This window comes from Streptomyces sp. NBC_01224 (assembly GCF_036002945.1).
Taxonomy (GTDB): Bacteria; Actinomycetota; Actinomycetes; order Streptomycetales; family Streptomycetaceae; genus Streptomyces.
In genome coordinates, this window is record NZ_CP108529.1 from 5,038,223 (window position 1) to 5,057,677 (window position 19,455).

16 protein-coding genes and 1 pseudogene are annotated in these 19,455 nt (G+C 70.4%); 7 read left to right on the forward strand and 10 right to left on the reverse strand.

The window, feature by feature from the left end:
• Positions 1–67: 67 nt before the first annotated feature.
• Positions 68–1,222 (forward strand): glutathione-independent formaldehyde dehydrogenase, encoded by a 1,155-nt coding sequence (locus OG609_RS22500; RefSeq protein WP_327274463.1) that lies wholly within the window; start codon positions 68–70, stop codon positions 1,220–1,222.
• A gap of 45 nt (positions 1,223–1,267) precedes the next feature.
• Positions 1,268–1,390, forward strand: a pseudogene (locus tag OG609_RS22505) (serine hydrolase); the annotation flags it as partial.
• A gap of 133 nt (positions 1,391–1,523) precedes the next feature.
• Here the strand turns inward: OG609_RS22505 and OG609_RS22510 are convergent.
• Positions 1,524–2,204: a phosphotransferase gene (locus tag OG609_RS22510; protein WP_327274464.1), complete on the reverse strand. Its 681-nt coding sequence runs from the start codon at positions 2,202–2,204 to the stop codon at positions 1,524–1,526.
• Between the two features lie 38 nt (positions 2,205–2,242).
• Positions 2,243–3,316 (reverse strand): DUF2804 domain-containing protein, encoded by a 1,074-nt coding sequence (locus OG609_RS22515; RefSeq protein ID WP_327274465.1) that lies wholly within the window; start codon positions 3,314–3,316, stop codon positions 2,243–2,245.
• A gap of 537 nt (positions 3,317–3,853) precedes the next feature.
• Between OG609_RS22515 and OG609_RS22525 the strand changes: the two genes are divergently transcribed.
• Positions 3,854–4,099: a hypothetical protein gene (locus OG609_RS22525; protein WP_327274466.1), complete on the forward strand. Its 246-nt coding sequence runs from the start codon at positions 3,854–3,856 to the stop codon at positions 4,097–4,099.
• 15 nt (positions 4,100–4,114) lie between these two features.
• Here OG609_RS22525 and OG609_RS22530 read toward each other — a convergent pair whose 3' ends face one another.
• The 6 genes from OG609_RS22530 to OG609_RS22555 form a co-directional block, all read right to left on the reverse strand.
• Complete coding sequence (locus OG609_RS22530; protein ID WP_327274467.1) at positions 4,115–5,809, reverse strand: bifunctional 3'-5' exonuclease/DNA polymerase; 1,695 nt, start codon at positions 5,807–5,809, stop codon at positions 4,115–4,117.
• Positions 5,810–5,998: 189 nt separating this feature from the next.
• Positions 5,999–7,054 carry a type III polyketide synthase gene (locus OG609_RS22535; RefSeq protein ID WP_327274468.1) on the reverse strand — a complete coding sequence of 352 codons (1,056 nt, stop codon included), beginning with the start codon at positions 7,052–7,054 and terminating at the stop codon, positions 5,999–6,001.
• Between the two features lie 520 nt (positions 7,055–7,574).
• A complete protein-coding gene (locus OG609_RS22540) occupies positions 7,575–8,780 on the reverse strand; it encodes a cytochrome P450 (RefSeq protein WP_327274469.1) in 1,206 nt (401 codons plus the stop codon).
• Positions 8,781–9,019: 239 nt separating this feature from the next.
• The gene (locus OG609_RS22545; RefSeq protein ID WP_327274470.1) at positions 9,020–10,021 is read right to left on the reverse strand and encodes a DUF1259 domain-containing protein; all 1,002 of its coding nucleotides are present in this window, start codon (positions 10,019–10,021) and stop codon (positions 9,020–9,022) included.
• A gap of 137 nt (positions 10,022–10,158) precedes the next feature.
• Positions 10,159–12,309, reverse strand: coding sequence for an ABC transporter permease (locus OG609_RS22550; protein WP_327274471.1), 2,151 nt, complete (start codon positions 12,307–12,309; stop codon positions 10,159–10,161).
• Between the two features lie 28 nt (positions 12,310–12,337).
• Positions 12,338–13,150: an ABC transporter ATP-binding protein gene (locus OG609_RS22555; RefSeq protein ID WP_327274472.1), complete on the reverse strand. Its 813-nt coding sequence runs from the start codon at positions 13,148–13,150 to the stop codon at positions 12,338–12,340.
• A 107-nt stretch (positions 13,151–13,257) separates the two neighbouring features.
• On the opposite strand from OG609_RS22555, the gene OG609_RS22560 reads away from it, so the two are divergent.
• Both OG609_RS22560 and OG609_RS22565 read left to right on the forward strand, forming a co-directional pair.
• Positions 13,258–14,448 carry a DUF2786 domain-containing protein gene (locus tag OG609_RS22560; protein ID WP_327274473.1) on the forward strand — a complete coding sequence of 397 codons (1,191 nt, stop codon included), beginning with the start codon at positions 13,258–13,260 and terminating at the stop codon, positions 14,446–14,448.
• 66 nt (positions 14,449–14,514) lie between these two features.
• The gene (locus OG609_RS22565) at positions 14,515–16,668 is read left to right on the forward strand and encodes an FUSC family protein (protein WP_327274474.1); all 2,154 of its coding nucleotides are present in this window, start codon (positions 14,515–14,517) and stop codon (positions 16,666–16,668) included.
• A gap of 20 nt (positions 16,669–16,688) precedes the next feature.
• Here the strand turns inward: OG609_RS22565 and OG609_RS22570 are convergent, their stop codons facing one another.
• Entirely contained in the window at positions 16,689–17,156 is a 468-nt protein-coding gene (locus OG609_RS22570) for a hypothetical protein (protein WP_327274475.1), read from the reverse strand.
• A 252-nt stretch (positions 17,157–17,408) separates the two neighbouring features.
• Between OG609_RS22570 and OG609_RS22575 the strand changes: the two genes are divergently transcribed.
• Positions 17,409–17,651 (forward strand): DUF397 domain-containing protein, encoded by a 243-nt coding sequence (locus OG609_RS22575; RefSeq protein ID WP_037690973.1) that lies wholly within the window; start codon positions 17,409–17,411, stop codon positions 17,649–17,651.
• Positions 17,652–17,711: 60 nt separating this feature from the next.
• On the opposite strand, the gene OG609_RS22580 is transcribed toward OG609_RS22575, so the two are convergent.
• Positions 17,712–18,212 carry an ATP-binding protein gene (locus OG609_RS22580; protein WP_327274476.1) on the reverse strand — a complete coding sequence of 167 codons (501 nt, stop codon included), beginning with the start codon at positions 18,210–18,212 and terminating at the stop codon, positions 17,712–17,714.
• Positions 18,213–18,538: 326 nt separating this feature from the next.
• Between OG609_RS22580 and OG609_RS22585 the strand changes: the two genes are divergently transcribed.
• Positions 18,539–19,420: a helix-turn-helix domain-containing protein gene (locus OG609_RS22585; RefSeq protein ID WP_327278139.1), complete on the forward strand. Its 882-nt coding sequence runs from the start codon at positions 18,539–18,541 to the stop codon at positions 19,418–19,420.
• Positions 19,421–19,455 lie beyond the last annotated feature (35 nt).

Below are 19,455 nucleotides of genomic sequence, written 5' to 3' on the forward strand. Positions count from 1 at the left end.
GCCAGACCTTTCGATGCGGCGGGCGCAGAGGGCGCGATCGGGGAATGCGGAATGCGGAGGCAATTCCATGAAGGCACTGGTGTATGACGGACCGCGTTCGGTGAGCGTCAAGGACGTGCCGGACGCGAGGATCGAACGGCCGACGGATGTGCTGGTGAGGATCACCTCGACGAACATCTGCGGATCTGACCTGCACATGTACGAGGGGCGCACCGACATGGAGACGGGGCGCGTTCTGGGTCACGAGAACATGGGTGAGGTGATCGAGGTCGGTGACGGGGTGGACCTGGTGAGAGTGGGGGACCTGGTCTGCTTGCCGTTCAACATCAGCTGCGGGTTCTGCCGCAACTGTGACAACGGGCTGACGGCGTTCTGTCTGACCACGCCGACGGATCCGAGGATGGCCGGCGCCGCGTACGGCTTCGCGGGAATGGGCCCGTACAACGGCGGCCAGGCGGAGTTCCTGCGGGTTCCGTACGGGGACTCCAACTGCCTGGTGCTGCCGGAAGAGGCGCGAGAGAAGCAGACCGACTACGTGATGCTGTCCGATGTCTTCCCGACCGGCTGGCACTGCACCGAACTTGCGGGTGTGCGGCCGGGCGAGACCGTCGTCATCTACGGTGCCGGGCCGGTCGGTCTGATGGCCGCCCTGTCGGCGAACCTCAAGAGCGCCGCCAAGGTGATGGTTGTCGACCGTCACCCGGACCGGCTGCGTCTGGCCGAGGAGATCGGCGCCATCCCCATCGACGACTCCAAGGGCTCACCGATCGATCAGATCAACGAGCACACCAACGGGCTGGGTGCGGACTGCGGTTGTGAGTGTGTGGGCTACCAGGCACATGACGCCCAGGGGCACGAGCAGCCGAACCTGACGCTGAACAATCTGGTGCAGTCGGTGAAGTTCACCGGCACCATCGGCGTGGTCGGCGACTTTGTCCCTCATGACCCCGGCAGCCCGGACAAGCTCTACAAGGACGAAGGAGAGATCGCTTTCGACTACGGCATGTACTGGTTCAAGGGCCAGTCGATGGGTACCGGCCAGGCCAACGTCAAGGCCTACAACCGCCAGCTGTGCAACCTCATCCAGCAGGGCAAGGCCAAGCCGTCGTGGATCGTCTCCCACGAGCTTCCGCTCTCGGAAGCGGCGCGGGGCTACGAGCACTTCGACAACCGGGACGACGGCTGGACCAAGGTCGTCCTCCACCCCGGCGGCATGGGCTGAATCCGGCTGGGTCGCCCGCTCGGGGGCCGGGGCCCACGCTTCGAGCAGTTGCTCGCATACTCGTTCAGGCATCCCGTGCAGTTCCAGCCGGGCGAGAAGTTCGAGTACTCCAACACCAATGCGATCCTGCTGGGACTCGTGGTGGAGAAGGCGAACGGTCGCCCGCTCGCGGGGCTCCGAACCGAGCACCCTCTTCGGTGAGGCGGTCACCCGCATCGTGACCCCGCAGCACATCTATACGCTGCCGGACCAGCCGGCGGGGCGGTGAACGGGTCGACGGTTCGGGCGGCGGGCCGGGTGCTCAGTCCGTCAACTCGTTGATCAGTGACGTCGCTCGGCCGATGAGGGCCACCTCGCGCGGGCTCATCGTCGGGTTGGCCGCGCGGCGCGAGGCGGCTTCGGCGAGGTGGCGGTCGGGGATGCCGCCGGAGGCGGAGAAGTGCGGCAACAAGGCATCCAGCAGGGCGCGGGCGCCCGCCGACGCGGGGGCACCGGCGTCGACCGCGACCTGAGCGAGGATCAGGGTCGACATGGCCCGGTCCACGGCCGGTACGCCCTCTCTGGTGTTGCTCCAGTCGATCACCACCGGGCCCCGGTCCGTCAGCATCACATTGTCCGGGTGCAGGTCGAGGTGGAGGATCCGGTCCTCGGGGTGCGGGGAGAGCCGGGCGGGGACGGTGTGCAGTTCGGCGAGGAGACCGGCCAGCATGGTGCCGGCCTCGGCCGCAGAGAGATCGCCGGACAGCAGGGACTGCAGCATCGTCGGGCCGGTCAGGCGCTGCAGCACCAGTTCGCCGGGTGCAGCCTCGGCGTTGCGGGGGCCGAGGCGGGGGACCGGGTAGCCGTGGGCGCTGAGGTAGGACATGACCGTCCACTCGTGGGTGGCGTCCATGCCGTCGCGGTAGCGGCGCAGGACCCACTTCTCGTCGAGCGCGTACACATCGGCGGATCGTCCGGCACCCAGCAGCTCACCTATTCGCATGGGACGAACCTATGGGTGTGGGCGGCGGCACGGGGAGATCACCAGCGCATATGGACATCCTCGGCCCAGCCGAGGAGCCGGTCCACGGCGATCTCGCGGCCCTTGTCGTCCCGGATGCGGCCGGTGTAGTGGCCGAAGCACTGGTCGGTGCGGTTGGCGATCAGGCCGGCGTCGGTGCGGGCGGAGCGGTTGTGGAAGGGGGTGAAAGTGAGGTCCACCAGGGGCAGGTCGCCCGCCGATCTGATGGTCCACGGGGCCATGTAGTCGTCGGGCGACCAGTGCCACTCCAGCTCCTCGCCGATCTTGGTGAGCCGGCCGTCCACGCAGAGTGCGTTCTCGGTGGCGCCGGTGCCCCGCGTCCAGCGGCCGCCGAACTGCAGCCCCACCGTGTGACCGCCCGTACGGCCCGATGCGGCGCCCCAGTTCCAGTCGACCGAGCGCGGCCAGCGGCCCCGGCCGTGGTCGAGCACGGCCCAGGCGTTCTCGCCGAACTCCAGGACTCTGTCCCCGATCCGGACCGTGCCGTAGGCGGGGCGGGCCGTGTGCTTCGCCGTGTACTGGAAGCAGCGCTCGCTCCACGGCACGACGACGGAAAGCGATTCGTGGCCGGCGGGCAGAGCGGCGAAAAGGTCGACCTCCACGGTCTCCCTCGTCCCCCCGGGCTCCTGCGGTGAGGACGGGGTCAGGCAGCGGGCCCGCAGGCGGGTGGCCCCGTTCTCCTCGCGGATCTCGATCCTGACCTTGCCGCCAGTCGGTCGCTGCGGACCGACCACCACGGCGGGGGAGCCGGATGCGCCTGCGATCGTCTCCGGAAGATGGACGCCGCGGCCGCCGGGGACGATCGCGGTGCGCTCGAACTCGCGGCCACCCGACCCGTATTCCAGTACGTACACCGTGTTCAGGGCCAGGAAGTCGAGGTCGCTCACGGTCAGCGCGACGAGGTGGGCCGGTGTGGTCACGCACCAGTACTCCCACCGCTTGGTCCGGCCCCAGCCCCGGAGATTCGCCCGGTGCAGCGGCTGCCTGGACCATCCGCGGGCCGCGGGGTTCAGCCGGCCGTCCGGCAGGCACAGGTCGACGGGCTCGGTGATCTCGCGTTCATGCGTGGCCATGCGCGGAGCCTAGGGCCTGTACGGCGGCGCGGGGCAGGGAAGGCCCTGACGCCCCCGGCCACGGGCCTCATAAGGGGGAGAACGGGATCTCCTGAGGTTGACGTGTGCGCGGCTACCTTGGCGGCAATTCCCCCGAAGTCAAGGAGAGTTCCGTGGAGGGATCCATCCTCCGCAGACGTGCCCTGGCCGCGTGTACCGCCACCGTGGCCGTACGTCGACGTGGCCCCCAACCGCGTGGTCGTGCAGGCCGCCCGCGCCTCGGCTGCTGGTGCCTTCCTCGCCGCGGCGGATGTGTCGCGTGAGATGGTGACGGTGATTCGATCGGGCGAAATGCCACGCACGTTCGCGGATCTGCGGGGCGGTGACGCGTACTGCATCGCGACGACCACCGGATCAGCCGGAAGACCCTCGCTTGCGGGGCGCACGCGGTGGGGCCGCTGTCCGGGGGCGGGTGCCGGTCTGCGGAGTAGCCTGGATGTGTACGGCTCCCGGTGAGCCGCCTTTGTCGGCCTGCGCATCGAAGGGGGCCGGTACCGCATGGACACCCTGGTCACCGTCGTGGTCGTCCTCGCGATGATCGCGATCGCAGCGTTCGTCATCCACATGCTCAATGCCAGGCATCGGCATCAGCATCTGCGTCCCGCGCACTACGATCACGGGCTGGCCGGGTTCGACGATGGACCGGACACCCGTCCTGCTCCGGGACCTGCCCCGGGGGGTTCGGGCGAACAGCAGGGGAGCGGAGGGCCCGGGGGTCCTGGTACGCCCGGCTCCGGCGGGTGATCCGCAGGTGGCGGGCTACTTCGCGTCCGAGTAGCGCTCCACCACCGCCGTCGTGAACGGAAAACGCACTGGCGTATCGCCGAAGGCGGTCCGCCCGGCCAGGTCGCCGGCCGCCCGGATCGCCTCCACGACCGCCTCTGCCTCCTCCTGTGGACAGTGCACGATCACCTCGTCATGCTGGAAGAAGACCAACTCGGCCCGGAGACCGGCGGAGCCGAGCGACCGGCGCAGGGCGGCCAGGAGCAGCAGCGCCCAGTCCGCCGCGCTGCCCTGCACCACGAAGTTGCGGGTGAAGCGGCCCCGCGCGCGAGCGTTCGACGATGCGTAACCAGGGGTGAATTGACCCTCGGCGGAGGGCTGTTCCGTGTTCTCCTGCGGGATGCCGGCCTCGTCGTTCTCCTCGCTCCCGGCCGCGGGCGGACTGGTCCGGCCCAGCCACGTCCGTACGAGACGTCCCTCTTCGCCCGCTTTTGCCGCATCGTCGACGTAGGCCACGGCCAGCGGAAATCTGCGGCGCAGGGCTGCCAGGTTCTTCAGGCCGTCGCCCGAGGTCTGGCCGTAGATCGCGCCCAGCAGGGCGAGCTTGGCGTGGTCCCGGTCGCCGTGGAAGGCCCGGTCCGACAGCGACGTATAGAGATCGCCGTCATGGCCCGCCACCTCCATCAGACCGCGATCGCGGGAGATCGCAGCCAGCACTCTGGGCTCCATCTGGTCGGCGTCCGCGACGACGAGGCGCCAGCCCTCGTCGGCGACGACCGCCCGCCGTATCACCTTGGGGATCTGCAGCGCTCCTCCGCCGTTGGTCGTCCAGCGGCCGCTGACCGTGCCGCCCGGCTGGTACTCGGGGCGGAAGCGGCCGTCGCGCACCCAGTCCTGGAGCCAGCTCCAGCCGTGCGCCGTCCAGATCCGGTACAGCTTCTTGTACTGGATGAGGGGTTCGACCGCCGGATGGTCCAGCTCCTCCAGCTCCCAGCGCCGGGTGGACTTCACCTTGATGCCGGCCTGTGCGAACGCCTTCACCACGTCGGCGGGGAGGTCGGGGCGGACCCGTCTGCCGAAGGCGGCCGACACCTCGTCGGCCAGCTCGGCCAGCCTGCGGGGCTCGCCGCCGCCCGCGTAACGCTCGCCGAGCAGTTCGTGGAGCACGTCCCGGTGCACGTCGGCGCGCCAGGGGAGGCCTGACCGGTTCATCTCGGCGGCGACCAGCATGCCGGCCGATTCGGCGGCCGTCAGCAGGCGCATCCTGCCCGGGTGTGCGGTGGCGTCGTGGCGGCGGAGCTGGTCGGCGTACACCTGGAGGAGGTCGTCGAAGGGCAGGTCCGTGCCGGACTGCGGCTCGAAGAGGGAGGACTGCGAGCCGGGCTCGGCGGAGCGGGGCGGAGGATCGGGGGGTACGGGGGCGTTGCGCAGGCGGGCGTGGGCGGCGGCTGCGGAACGGGGTTCGCCGAGACGGCCCTCGTGGGCGAGGAGGAGGGACTCGGCGACCTCGATGTCGTAACAACGGGCCACGGGGACGCCGGCCGCGAGCAGGCGCGGGTAGATCTCGGCGGTGGACCGCCAGACCCAGCGTGTGACATCCGGGCGGGAGCGGACCGCCTCCACGAGGTCGGGTTCGGTCAGGACCGGGGCGGTGGGCAGGCCGGTGGAGTCCAGCGGGGCGAGGAGGGCGCCGCCGGTCTCCGTGGTGGCCAGAGCCCAACGTTCGGTCATGTCGTCGAGTCTGGCACCCGGCACTGACAGGGGGCGTGGGGCGGGGCGCGGGGTGGGGTGGCCCGCTGCGCGGGGTTTCACCCCACCCCCGCCCTTTCCCGAAACCGGGGGCTCTGCCCCGGACCCCGTTCCTCGAATGCCGGACGGGCTGGAGGGGCCGGGGGCCAAAAGCGCCGGACGGGCCGAAACCTACTCGGAGTCCGTCGTCCAGGTGCCCAGGGAGATCTCGGCGGTGATGCCGGGGCCGAAGCCCGCCATCAGGCCGCGGTGGCCGTCAAGGGCCGAAGCCTCGTCGAACATGCGGCCAAGGGCGTCGAGCACCACCGCGCTGGCTATGTTGCCGTACTCGGTGAGCGTGGCGCGGCTGAAGCGGAACGCTTCCGGCGGCACGTCGAGGAAGCGGCTCAGGTCGTCCAGGATGCGCGGGCCGCCCGCGTGGATGATGTAGAAGTCCAGCTTGCCGGCGTTCCACTGGTGCTCCTCCGCGACGGCGTTCAGGGCCGGGGCGAGGGGCTCCATGGTTCCTGGCACACGCTTGTCGAGCTGGAAGTGGAATCCGGTGGACCGGACCGCGTAGGAGATCCAGTCCTCGGTGTCCGGGATGATGTACGAGCCGTTGCTTTCCAGGCGGACTCCGGTGCCACCGCTGCCGCGGACCACGACGGCGGCTATGCCGTCGCCGAACAGGCCGTTGGACAGCAGGGATCCGACACCCAGATCGGTGGGCTGGTAGCACAGCGAGCAGAACTCGCAGGCGACGATCAACACGTTGGCGTCGGGGTACGCCGTGCAGAAGTCGTGGGCCCGGTTGACGGCTGCGCCGCCCGCGGCGCAGCCGAGTTGGGCGATCGGCATCTGTCGTGTCTCCGGCCGGAAGCCCATCTTGCCGATGAGCCACGCGGTCGGCGGAGGCATCATGAAGCCGGTGCAGGAGACGTAGACGATCAAGTCGATCTGCCGCGGCTCCAGTTGGGCCTGATCGAGTGCCCGGCGTACCACCGCCGGCACCCTGGCCTTGGTCTGTTGCTCGTAGGTGATGCTGCGGGCGTCGAAGCCCGGGTGCTGCAGCACCTTCTCGATCGGTTGGATCAGGTGCCGTTTCTGCACCCCGGTATGTTCGATCAGACGAAGGACCAGGTCGATCTGTGGATGGTCGCCGTGCAACCGTTGGGCCAGCTCCAGGGTTTCCTCGTTGGTGATGACATACTCGGGAACCTCGATTGCCGGCTTGCAGAGAACCGCCATGGAACTCCTCCTAGCGGACTTTTGGTCCACACGGCCGGGCCCGGAACGGTTGCGGGGTGTTCGCCGACGCGGGAGTGGCCACCACGGCTCCGCACGCGCGGTGCCGCGCGAATCAGAGCTTTGGTGGATTCCTGCGCCGGGTTCGGTACCCCTGATACGGGCGCGGACGGGCCGACCTTCGAAGACTGAGTTCTAGCCGTTCACGGGCGGATACTGATCCGCCACGGCTTGGGTGGGTGGCCGTCGGGATCACGTTACGGCAGGTGGATCGGGGCCGCATGTCGAGCCGACGCACAGCGCGCAGCAGGGCACAGCTAGGCGCCCGGTGCGCAGGGCAGGACACGGCTAGGCGCCCGGTGCGCAGGCAGGACACGGCGAGGCGCCCGGTGCGCAGCAGGGCACAGCGAGGCGCCCGGCGCCCCGGGATTGTTCCGGGTTGCCGGGCGCCGTGGTGCGACGCATCATCAATGAGCATCACTGTCCGTGCACGGAGGCCCGGTGCGTTGCCGGACCTCCCCTGTCACCAGGTGACAGGCAGTTCGAGGGGATAGCGCCAGATCGAGGTCTTGTTCCAGCGCACTTCCTCGGCCGGCGTCGCCAGCTTCAGAGCGGGGAAGCGCTCCAGCAGGGTTCCGATGGCGACCTGGAGCTCCGTTGCGGCGAGCGGCGCGCCGAGACAGTGGTGTCCGCCCCAGCCGAACGTCATGTGGGACGGATTCTCGCGCTCCAGATCCAGCTCGTCGGGCCGGTCGAACTTCCGGGGGTCGCGGTTGGCCGTCAGATAGGAGACGTGCACGATGTCCCCCTCCCGGATCAGCACCCCGCTCAGCTCCACGTTCTCCAAGGCGACCCGGGGGATGCCGACGCCCTTGCGGAACGGGATGAAGCGGAGCAGTTCCTCCATGGCCTGCGGGAGCATGCCGGGGCGCTCGCGCAGCATCGCGAGCTCGGCCGGCCTGGTGAGCAGCGTGTAGGCGATGTTGCCGATCTCGTACGTGGTGGTGTCCTGGCCCGTGATGAGCAGCACCATGGCCATCACGGTCAGTTCCTGGTCGTTGAGGATCTCGTTCCCGTCGCGAGCCGTGGCCAGCGCGCTGATCAGGTCGTCGCCGGGGTCCGCGCGCCGCTCGGCCGTCAGCTTCTGGAAGTAGGCGCGGAGATCGGCCTTGGCACGTACCGCGGCGTCCTTGTTCTCGACGGTCGTGTCCATCATCGTCCGGGCGTGGGCGCGCAGCTGTGCGCGGTCGGCCTCGGGAATGTCGAGGACCTCGCAGATGGTGGTCAGGGGCAGCGGGGCCGCCAGATGCTCGAAGAGATCGGCGGGGGCTCCGTGCTCCTCCATCCGGTCCAGCAGCTCGTCCACGACATGCTGGGTACGTACCTTCATGCGCTCCATGTGACGAGGCGCGAAGCCCTTGGAGATCAGGCTGCGCAGGCGGCTGCTGCCCGGCGGGTCCATCACGTTGATCGCTTCGTCCTGAACGATCGGCTCAGGGGTCATGCGCGGGAAGTTGCGGCCGATGATGGCGCTCCGGCTGAAGCGCCGGTCGGTGGTCACCGTGCGCACGTCGTCGTAGCCGGTGACGAGCCACGCCTCGCCGTCGCCGTGCGGCAGCCGGATGCGGGAGACGGGTTCTTCGGTCATCAAGTGCCTGAGCACCGGGTCGAATTCGAGGGCCTCGGCATAGTCGAACGGGCAGTGCCGTGCGCCGGCGACTGGTTCCATACGGAGCTCCAGAGGGGGGATCTGACGGGTGGTTCGAGGAATCTGCGGGCTGGACGGGACATGGGTGCCCGGTCACCCGCACAGGCACGCGCCACTCCGGGCCGATTGGTCCATATGCAGAACGGATTCGACAGCCGGGGTCGCTGGACCGGCGCAATCGGTCCAGCGACCCTGTCCGGCCTGTCTGCCCTGTCCGGCGGGTTCGGCGCGTTCGCCGGGATCGGAGTGAACGGCCGGTCTCAGCCGGAAGGTACGACGTTGGTGGCGTCCACCGCGGGGCGCACCGCCCGGGCGAGCTCGACGCCGTCGCCCACGGCCCAGAAGTGGGTGAAGAACAGGCGGGGGTCCTCCGCCAGGTGATGGTTGTGCAGCTCGACGAGCTTGATCCCGCCGCGCCGCAGTGCCTTCAGTACGTTCTGCACCTCATGGGCGAGCATGACGCAGTCACCGCTGAGCGCGGCCCGGCCGCCGCCCAGCGGCTGGAAGTTGAACGCGCTGGTCGATCCCAGGCCGGGCGGCAGGATCAGATGGCCGTCCGCGATGGTCTCGCGGCGGACGAAGATGCTCTTGTAGAGCCCGTCCTCGATGGAACCCTTGGCGCCCAGCACCGCCTCCATTCCGGCGATGTCCAGATCGACCGGGGCCGGCGGTCCCGGCGGCAGGGCGGGCGGGGTTCCGGTGCGGTCGAATCCGGCGCGCAGACCGCGGGCCAGGGCAACCGCGTCGTGACCGTGTGCATGGACGTGGGTCCACCAGATGTCGGGGGTCTGGGCGAGCAGGTGCTTGTGGAGCGCGGTCTGCTCGATTCCGTGCGCCTGCCAGGCATCGGTCACCCATTGCAGTTCGTCCTCGGTGACCACCACGTCGCCCATCAGCATCGTGCTGCCGTCGGCGTAACGGACGAAGGCCACATGCGTGCCCAGCGCGAGCCCGGGTGTGACGACCACGCCGTCGGAGACCACGTGAAGGTCCCGCCGGGGGAAGCCCGTGTGGTAGGTCGTTCCGCGCAGCATGTTGCCGGTGCGGCCCAGCGCTCTCGCCACGCCCGCCCAGTCCGCCAGTCCGGTCGGCACCGGCCTGACCCGCCTGCCGTGCCCCGGCCCCGTCATCCCGTTGGGCAGGGCGCGAGCGGCGGCCGGCCCCGCAGCGGTCAGCATCGGTGCGAGTGCGGCTGCTGCCAGTACGCGTCGCCGCGATGTGATCGCCCGTAGTTTCGTGTCCTGCTGTCGGTCCCCAGTCATCACTTGTTCGCCTCCATGGCGAGATGAAACCACGCGATACATGGATGAATGGATGAAAGCGGATACATCGTCAGCGGGTGGGGCTGGATGGACTAAGCGCGCTGTCCGGCCCGGTCTCCTACGGCCCATCCGGACCTTCAGCGCACCGGCATAGAGCGGCGCCGCACCGCTCTCGGCAGCAGCGCCGCTCCGACCGCGACCACCGCGCACACTCCGGCCGCCCCGGCCGTCAGCGGCCACTGCACCGACATCTCCACCGGTGCGGACAGCGAGGCCAGCGCGGCGTCGAGGCCCGCCAGGTTGACCGCGGTCACGGCCAGTCCGAGCAGCGCTCCGACCCCGACCGCGAACAGGGTCTCCCCGGCCACCACCGCGAGGACCCGCGGCCGGGCGGCCCCGGCCAGCCGGAGCGCGTTCAGCTCCGAGGACCGTACGGACCCCGCCATCAGCATCGTGTTGACGAGGGCGATGGCCGTGTACACCAGCGCGATCCCCAGGATCACGATCAGGCCGAGCCGGGTCTGCGGACTCGTACGCGGGTGTGTCGCGGCCAGCCACTGCTCCGTCGACCGCACCTCGCCGCCGGTGCCGCGCAACTGTGCTGCGACCGCGGCCCGGTTCGCGCCCGGCGAGAGGCGTACGTCGATCCGGTCCACCGGAGCCGCCGGCGCGTTCGCCCTCGTGACATAGGCCCCGTTGTTCCCCGTCCCGCGCGCCAGCACCGCCGCGATCCGCAGCGCGACCGGCCGTCCGTCGCCGAGCCACACCCGTACCGTCGAGCCCACCGTGTGCTGCTCCCACTCCTCGTTCACCACGATCGAGCGGTCGTCCAGATCCCGGATGTCGCCCGCCGCCACCGGCAGCCGCTCGACCGTCGCGAGGGCCTTCGCGTCGTCCACCGCCCGCGCCTCGGAAGTGATCAGAGCGGTGCCCTCCTCGCGTACGTAGACGGCTGTCGATGCGGACGCGGACAGTGTTGCGCCGCGCACCGGCCGTACCTTCAACTCCTCACCCGTCACGACCAGGTCGGCCCGGGTGTGCTCGCGTGCCTCGGCCGCCTTCGCCGCCGTTACCGTCATCGCGGAGCCGGCCACCGAACCCGCCAGTGCCACAGTGATCAGCACCGGAGCGGCCACTGCCGCCGTACGCCGCAGCGAAGCCGATGTGTTCGCGGTCACGAGCATTCCGGTCGCCCCGGGCAGCCGGATCAGCCGGACCAATGGGCGTACCAGCAGCGGCGCGAGCAGGGCAGCGGCCGTGATCAGGACCATCGGCTGGGTGGTGTACGTCTTCCGTTTCAGCAGCGCGGACGGGTCCGTGGCGAGGGATTTCGCCATGAGGAAAGCGGCTCCCGCGAGCAGGGCGAAGCCCAGCAGACGACGGGCCGGCGGCAGCACGCCCGTATCGACATCGGCCTCGCGCAGCGCCTCGGCCGGGCCGGTTCTGCCCGCCCGCCGCGAGGCCACCCAGACCCCCGCGAACGCCACGACCAGGCCGGTCCAGAAGGCGGCGTGCAGCGGCCAGGCAACCGGGCGGACGGTGAACCAGGACGGCGCCACCCCTTCGTCGACCAGCAGCCCGGCCGAAAGCGGCGCGGCCCAGCGGCCCAGCGCGCACCCGGCAGCCGAGGCGAGTATGCCGACCACGGCCGCCTCCGTCAGCAGCAGCCGCCGCAGCTGGCCCGGCGTGGCGCCGGCCGTACGCAGCAGCCCGAACTCGCGCCGGCGCAGCGCCACCGCGAAGGCGAACGTCGATGCGACGACGAAGACCGAGACGAAGGCGGTGACGCCGCCCGCCGTGCCGAGCAGGGCGTTCACGGTCAGCAGCCCCTCGGCGTCCCGCTCCGTGGCCGGGTCGGCGCGGCGGCGGCCGTCGCCGGTGAGGACCAGGGCGCGGTCGCCGACGACGCGGCGCACCTCGGCGACGGGCGCGTCCACGCCTACGGCGTCCGGGCCGCGGTGCGCTCCGTTTCCGTCGTCCCGGGTCACCCGGCCGAGCGCCCGGAGGTCGCGCAGGAGTGTGATATCCACAGGGTGTGGATGAGCGAGCCTGCGGCTGACCTCCGTTGTGGACGGCCCGCGCCGCACCTCCACGGTCAAGGTGTCGTCGCCCATCACCACCACCGGCGATCCGGCGAATCGCTGCGGCGCCCGGTCCGGGGCGTCGAAGGTCGAGGCGAGGCCGAGGCCCATGGCCGCGATCAGCCCCACGCCCAGCGCGAGCGCGACGAAGGTGGCGATGAGTGTGGTCCAGCGGGTACGCAGGGCGGCCAGGGCGACGGTCAGCACGACGCCACCTCCGCACGGCCGGCGACGGTCAGCACGATGCGACCCCCGCACGGCCCGTGACGCCTGCTACGGCGGCCGTCGTGCGGCGTGCCGCGGTACGTCCCGCCGCCATCCAGGCCGCGATCCGCTCGGCCGGCAGTCCGGTCAGATCGTCCGCCACCCGCCCGTCGACCAGGAAGACCACCCGGTCCGCATAGGCCGCGGCCATCGGGTCATGGGTGACCATCACGACCGTCTGCCCCTCCCGGTCCACCAGCTCCCGCAGCATCACCATCACCTCCTGGCTCGTCGCGGTGTCCAGTGCACCGGTCGGCTCGTCGCCGAAGAGCACCGCGGGCCGGGTGATCAGGGCCCGTGCCAGCGCCACCCGCTGCTGCTGTCCGCCGGACATTTCGGCCGGCCGGTGCCCCGCCCGGTCGGCGAGACCGACCCGGGCCAGGGATTCACCCACCTCGGTACGGGACGGGCGGCGGCCCGCGAGCCGCAGCGGCAGCGCGACATTCTGTGCGGCGGTCAGCGAAGGGACCAGGTTGAACGCCTGGAAGACGAAGCCGATCCGGTCCCGGCGCAGCAGTGTCAGCCGGCGCTCGCTCAGCCCGGTCAGCTCCACCCCGCCCACCTCGACGGTGCCGGACGTCGGCCGGTCCAGCCCGGCCGCGCAGTGCAGCAGCGTGGACTTGCCGGAGCCGGACGGGCCCATGACAGCGGTGAAGGTGCCGGGGCGGACGGTGAGGTCGATGCCGTCGAGGGCGTCGACCTCACCATAGGTACGGCGTACGGAGCGGAGCCGTACGGCATCGGTGGCACTCGCGGATGCGGCGGACGCATGCGGGGAAGTCATGTCCTCGATCGAACCGTTTCCGCGCTCCGCGATCACGACCACCAGAGCCCGTCCTCGGGGTGGGGCCAGGCATACCCGGCCGCACCGCCCCTGCCTACCCTGGCCTCATGGAACCGGTGATCGACCAGGCATTCGCGGCAGCCCTCTACTCCGAGGGCGACGCCGGTCTCGACACCGGAGCCTCCCTCCTGGCCGCCGCTCCGACGGCCGACACGGAACTGTTCCGGCGCGGCGAGGAGTTCGTCCGCCGTGCCTGGGAGCGCGGCTGGCAGCCCGCCGATGTCGTACGCGTCGTCCGCCGCGAACTCGACGAGACCGCGGTCGGCCTTGCCGCCGGGCTGATCGCATCGGAGACCGGACGGTACGAGCAGCTGCCGCCCCGCTGGCGGTCCCAGCTCGACGGGCTCCCCGCCGCGCCGCCCCGGAACCGGCCCGACCGTTTCTCCTACGCCTCCGCGCTCCTCGGCCTGTACCGGCTGCTGCTCGGGCTCCCCGCCATCGAACCGGTCGGTCCGCCGCCCGGCACTTCCCCGCACGGGCTCCACCTGCCGCCCGCGCACGACGAACCCCGGATGCTGACCCGGATCCGTGCCCTGCTCGCCAAGGCGGAGGCGACCGGCTTCCCCGAGGAGGCGGAGGCCCTCACCACCAAGGCGCAGGAGCTGATGGCCCGGCACTCCATCGACGAGGCCCTGCTCGCTGCCCGTACCCACAGCAAGGAGGCGCCGGGAGCGTGCCGGATCGGGGTCGATGCCCCGTACGAGACGGCGAAGGCGATCCTGCTCGACGCGGTCGCCTCCGCGAACCGTTGCCGTGCGGTGTGGAACAGCGACCTCGGCTTCTCCACGGTGGTCGGCTTCGAGCCGGACCTGGAGGCCGTGGAGCTGCTGTACACCTCCCTGCTGGTCCAGGGCACGGTGGCGATGACGAAGGCGGAGGCGGGCCAGCGGGCCGGCGGACGCAAGCGGACCAAGACGTTCCGGCAGTCCTTCCTGATGGCGTACGCCCAGCGCCTGGGCAGCCGGCTCGCCGCCGACACCGCCCGTGTCACAGCGGCCGCCGAAGCCGAGACCGAATCCGAAGCCGCAGGGGTGGTGGCACCCCATCTGCTCCCGGTCCTCGCCGCCCGCGACATGGCCGTCACGGACACCGCCGAGCGGATGTTCCCCGAGACCACGACCACGCGTGTCCGGGGCGCCACGGACCTCGACGGATGGACCCATGGAACGGCTGCCGCGGACCGGGCGAGGATGAGCGGGACCGGGCCGGAGATCCACGGCAGGCGCGGGAACCGGTAGAAACCTCAGATGTCTCCTGAATTACGGCAACTCGGGCTTATCGGTGATTCCGGCTAGGCTCTGGGCATGAGCTGGCTGCGGGCGCTGAAGGAGACCGCCCGCTCGGGGCTGACGATCGAGCGGCGGCGTCTCGAACCGCTCATCGCGATCCGCGGTGCGGCCGGTCTCGCCCTCGTCATCGGGGTCGGCCTCGCGCTCTTCGGGCCGGTGGTCGCCGCGAGCTCCGCGTTCGGTGCGTTCCAGGCGGCCATCGCCACGTTCCAGCGCAGCTGGCGCCCCCGGCCCGTCCTCGCCCTGGTCTCCGGGGCGAGCCTCGCCGTATCGACATTCCTCGGCTATCTCGCCGGCCCCCGAGTGCCGCTGTTCGTGGCCCTGCTGGTGCTCTGGACGTTCCTCGCGGGCCTGGCCTGGGCGGCGGGACCGACGGGCGGCCTCATCGCGTCGTCCAACGTGGCGATCATGCTGGTGACGGTCACCCTGCCCACCTCCGTCGCGAACTCGGCCGTGCATGTCGTGATGATCCTTTTCGGCGGTGTGGTGCAGGCGGCGCTGATCGTCCTGTTCCCGGTACGGAGATGGGGCGCCCAGCGCGATGCCCTTGCCGACGCCCTGGCCGCCGAGGCCGACTACGCCCGCCGGCTGCGCCACGACCCGCTCGCCGTCTTCGATCCGGTGCCGCTGATGACGGCCCGCAGCGCGGCCGCGGTCACCCCGCGGCAGGCCCGCCGCCGGCCGCCCGAGCTGCGTGGCTCCCGCGGTGTTGCCGAACGGATCAGACCGGTGCTCGCCTCGCTCGCGGACCCGGCGATGGGCGTCCCGTCCGAGGGTCCGGAACGGGACCGGGTCCGCGAACTCCTCGCCGCCGCCGGATCCGTGCTCGACTCGGCGGCCCGGGCGATCCGGGGCGGCGACCCGGTGAAGCTCTCCCCTTCCGCCGTCGCCGCGCTGAAGACCCCGGACACCGGCACTCTCCTCACCGGCCCGTCCCGCCGCGCCGCCGCCCGGCTCGGCGCGCTGCTCTCCGATGTCATCGAGACGGCCGAGGGCGAGGGGACGAAGGAGCAACAGGCCGAGGCCGAGGAGGCCGCCGAGACCATCAGGGCCACCGGGGACGGGATCCCCGGCGCTCCGCACCGCCGCCGCCCCACCCTCCTGCGGCTGGTCCCCGTCGTCGGGAGGGCGGTGCGCGCCGAACTGCGCCCCGGTTCACCGATCCTGCGGCACGCCGTGAGGGTCTCCGTCGTCGTCGCCGTCGGCTATCTCATCGGTGCCGCGCTGCCGTTCGGCCACGGCTACTGGGCGCCCATGGCGGCCGTCATGGTGATGCGGCCGGAGTTCTCCCAGACGTACGGGCGTTCCGTGGCCCGCTTCGGCGGCACGATCGTCGGCGTCTCGCTCGCCACCGCGATCGGCCGGATCACCGACCCCGGTGTGACCTGGTCCGCGATGCTCGCCGTGTTCTGCGCCCTGCTGATGTATCTGCTGATGCGCACCGGGTACGTGGTCGGCCAGGCGTGTGTCTCCGCGTACGTCGTCTTCCTGCTCGGCATGGCGGGCGACAACTGGTCGCAGACCGTACACGAACGGGTCGTCCTCACCCTCATCGGCGGCCTCCTCGCGATGATCTCGTACGCCGCCTACCCGGCGTGGGAGACCCCGAGGCTTCGCGGCAGGCTCGGCGACTGGCTGGAGGCGGACGGGCGGTACGCGGCCGCGGTCGTCGACCAGTACGCCGAACCGGCCGAGCACGGCCAGGACGACGTCCGTTCCGCCCTGCTCGACACCCGCGAGGCCCGCGTCGCCTGGCAGGAGGCGCTTGCCACCGCCCAGCACGAACCGGTGCGCAACCGCGGCCTCTCCCGCGCCGCCGCCGACGACACCCAGCACGCCCTCGCCCAGCTCGGCCGGGTCGCGATGCTGCTGGAGGCCCACCTCCCGTGCGGCAGCGCCACCCCCGTACCGGCCGCCGCGCGCCTGGCGCAAGCGCTGCGCCGGGCCACCGAACAGGGGGCGAAGGAGGTGCGGGAGCGGCGCGTACCGGACTGGGTGGAGGTACGCGAGGCGCTGGCGCAGTGGGACGCGCAGCAGCGGACGGGCGAAGGGGAAGCGGACCCGTTCGTACGGAACGGGGCCGGCCTCCTCCTCGAAGCCCTGGAGGAGTTCTCCCGGGGACTGGACGGGACGTCGAAGCAGAACCCTCCCTCGGATCAAGCCGATTGAGGCGATGGAGCAGCCGGCCTTCAGGGTGTCGGCAGGTCCGGCAGACCCGACGGGATTGCACCCGGTTCGGTCTTGGCCAGGGTGTCTTCTGTCCCGCCGTCCCAGGACACGACGACGGTCTTGCCATCGTTGGACTCGATGGACCCCATGGTGCGGCCGGTGTCGCCGTCGGCGCACTTCAACGCCAGCATCACCTTCCCCATGTCCTTCACGGTGCCCGTACAGGCACGCTGCTCGGTGACGAGCACGGCCTTCCCGGACGCGACGGACAGAACCACGGCCTTGCCGTCGGTCTTTCCGGCCCAGCCGCCCTCCAGCGCCGCGGTGCCGCTGTCGCTGTCGCTTTCGCCGGGAGCCCGACTGGACTTCGCGGCGTCGGAGCCGGCGTCCGGGTCGCTCTTCTTGCCGTCGCTGCTGCAGCCGGTCAGTGCTGCGGCGGTGACGAGTCCGGCGATGATTACGGCACCGGTACGTACGACTTTGGGCATGTGGAATTCCCCCTTGTCGGCAAAAGACCGCGCCAAGCTACCAGCGCGCGCCACCGGGATGGGCCGCCCAACTCGGGGTAGGCGGAGCCGAACAGGCATCCCGTACGTCTATCTCTGCGTCTATAGCTGTAATCGCGGGAACACCCCGCGTGCACGTGCATCCGCTCATGCATCTGCTCATGCAGAGAAAATTGAACAGAGCTATGATCCGAGACAGTTGACACTTGCACCTTGCAACTCGGGGAGCGTCCTGTGCACCACGTGTACAACGGCATGGCGGCCACAGAGCTTCGCGGAGTCGTCTGGCAGAAGAGCAGACACAGCAACTCCCAGGGATCCTGCGTGGAGTTCGCGAAACTGCCCGACGGGGATGTGGCGATGCGGAATTCGCGCCACCCCGACGGGCCGGCCCTGGTCTATACGCCGGCCGAGATAGAGGCGCTGCTGCTCGGGGTGAAGGACGGGGAGTTCGACCACCTCATAGCGGGCGGCTGACCGCGTCCCGCGGGGCGGTGTCCCACCACCCGCCGGCAGCCCGCGCGGCCGCCGCGCGGGTCACACGTCGTCGGACAGCCGGAACAGTGCCCAGACCACCTTGCCGCGCTGTATCGCCGCGGCGTTCGGGCTGTCCGCCCCCAGAGCGGGAGAGGGGTGCCAGCCCCAGGAGTCGCTGAAGGACTCCACGAGGAAGAGGCCGCGGCCCGACTCCGCCGAGTCGGGAGCCTCGGAGGCTATGGGGCTCTCCTGACTGGGGTCGCGCACGGCGCACACCAGGCGCGAGCTCCAGCGCATCAAGTGCAGCCGTACGGGGGGTTCCTGAGGCTCCGGCGCGGTGTCCGCAGGCAGGGCGTGCCGCAGAGCGTTGGTCACGAGTTCGGAGACGACCAGTGCGACGTCGTCGAAGCGCTCGTCCAGTCCCCAGCCGTTCAGCGTCGTCCTGGTGAACTGCCGGGCCCCGCCTACGGCTTCGTAGCGGGCGGGCAGGGTGCAGGTGGCCGATCCGGAGACGGCTGAGGGATCGATGGGTGGAAGCCCCTGCCGTAACGGCTCGAGCATCGTCGATCCATTCGTCCCCATGCGAGGCACTCCCGGGATTCGCGGCTGTATCGGTACTGCGGGGTACAGCGGCACAACACGAACGAGCACGCAGGTGCGCGAGGACCATGGTTCCGAATGCGCAGGGCAGATGCAAGGGCAGATGCACGTGCACGCGCCTGACCTGTCCGAGCCCATGCCGGTTCTTGGTCATTTCTTCCTGCGTGTATTTTCGTAGCTTTCTGGGAGTCTTCTCATTTCCGTAATCGAACGAGTACGGGCTGAAGCGTTTTGATGGCAGAATCCGGCACTTGGGGTTCAGGGGGAGCCCCGGTGTCCAGGAAGCGATGGGGAGGACCGGACCAGTGGCGGCAGGCGAGTCGAGTGGATCTGTGGTGCGGCGCATCCTGCTGGGCTCGCAGCTCAGGCGGCTGCGCGACTCGCGTGGGATCACCCGCGAGGCGGCCGGCTACTCCATCCGGGCTTCCGAATCGAAGATCAGCCGCATGGAGTTGGGACGGGTGAGCTTCAAGGCCAGGGATGTCGAGGACCTGCTCACGCTCTACGGCGTCACGGACGAGGCGGAGCGCGATGCCCTGCTCGGCCTGGCCCGCGAGGCCAATGTGGCGGGCTGGTGGCACAGTTACGGAGATGTACTGCCCGGGTGGTTCCAGACGTACATCGGTCTGGAGGGGGCGGCATCGCTCATCCGGGTGTACGAAGTCCAGTTCGTCCACGGCCTGTTGCAGACCGAGTCCTACGCGCACGCGGTCGTCACACGGGGCATGGGTGGCGCCCCGGCCGTCGAGATCGACCGCCGGGTCGCGTTGCGGCTGGAGCGTCAGAAGGCCCTCGTCTCCGAACGCGCACCCCGTTTCCACGCCGTGCTGGACGAGGCGGCGCTGCGCCGGCCGTACGGCGACCGTGAAGTGATGCGCGGACAATTGCGGCATCTGATCGAAATGTCGGAACAGCCCAACATCACTCTTCAAGTGATGCCCTTCAGTTTTGGCGGGCATGCGGGGGAGGGCGGTTCTTTTACGATGCTCCGATTCCCGGAATCCGACCTGTCGGACATTGTCTATTTGGAGCAGCTGACAAGTGCGCTCTATCTGGACAAGGCCGAAGAAGTCGCTCAGTACGAAAAGGCCATGGTGCGGCTGCACGAGGACAGCCCCGGCCCCGAGGAGAGCCGCGATCTGCTCCGTGGTCTACTCCAACTCATCTGATTCATCAGTACGATGGCGGTTCGACGGGAGTCTGC

Bases quoted from the DNA above. Each gene is read 5' to 3' on its own strand.
- OG609_RS22580 (WP_327274476.1), bottom strand. From the start codon at position 18,212: ATGCTCGAGCCGTTACGGCAGGGGCTTCCACCCATCGATCCCTCAGCC.
- OG609_RS22535 (WP_327274468.1), bottom strand. From the start codon at position 7,054: ATGGCGGTTCTCTGCAAGCCGGCAATCGAGGTTCCCGAGTATGTCATC.
- OG609_RS22510 (WP_327274464.1), bottom strand. From the start codon at position 2,204: ATGCGAATAGGTGAGCTGCTGGGTGCCGGACGATCCGCCGATGTGTAC.
- OG609_RS22570 (WP_327274475.1), bottom strand. From the start codon at position 17,156: ATGCCCAAAGTCGTACGTACCGGTGCCGTAATCATCGCCGGACTCGTC.
- OG609_RS22530 (WP_327274467.1), bottom strand. From the start codon at position 5,809: ATGACCGAACGTTGGGCTCTGGCCACCACGGAGACCGGCGGCGCCCTC.
- OG609_RS22500 (WP_327274463.1), top strand. From the start codon at position 68: ATGAAGGCACTGGTGTATGACGGACCGCGTTCGGTGAGCGTCAAGGAC.
- OG609_RS22560 (WP_327274473.1), top strand. From the start codon at position 13,258: ATGGAACCGGTGATCGACCAGGCATTCGCGGCAGCCCTCTACTCCGAG.
- OG609_RS22515 (WP_327274465.1), bottom strand. From the start codon at position 3,316: ATGGCCACGCATGAACGCGAGATCACCGAGCCCGTCGACCTGTGCCTG.
- OG609_RS22525 (WP_327274466.1), top strand. From the start codon at position 3,854: ATGGACACCCTGGTCACCGTCGTGGTCGTCCTCGCGATGATCGCGATC.
- OG609_RS22545 (WP_327274470.1), bottom strand. From the start codon at position 10,021: ATGACTGGGGACCGACAGCAGGACACGAAACTACGGGCGATCACATCG.
- OG609_RS22540 (WP_327274469.1), bottom strand. From the start codon at position 8,780: ATGGAACCAGTCGCCGGCGCACGGCACTGCCCGTTCGACTATGCCGAG.
- OG609_RS22555 (WP_327274472.1), bottom strand. From the start codon at position 13,150: ATGACTTCCCCGCATGCGTCCGCCGCATCCGCGAGTGCCACCGATGCC.
- OG609_RS22565 (WP_327274474.1), top strand. From the start codon at position 14,515: ATGAGCTGGCTGCGGGCGCTGAAGGAGACCGCCCGCTCGGGGCTGACG.
- OG609_RS22585 (WP_327278139.1), top strand. From the start codon at position 18,539: ATGGGGAGGACCGGACCAGTGGCGGCAGGCGAGTCGAGTGGATCTGTG.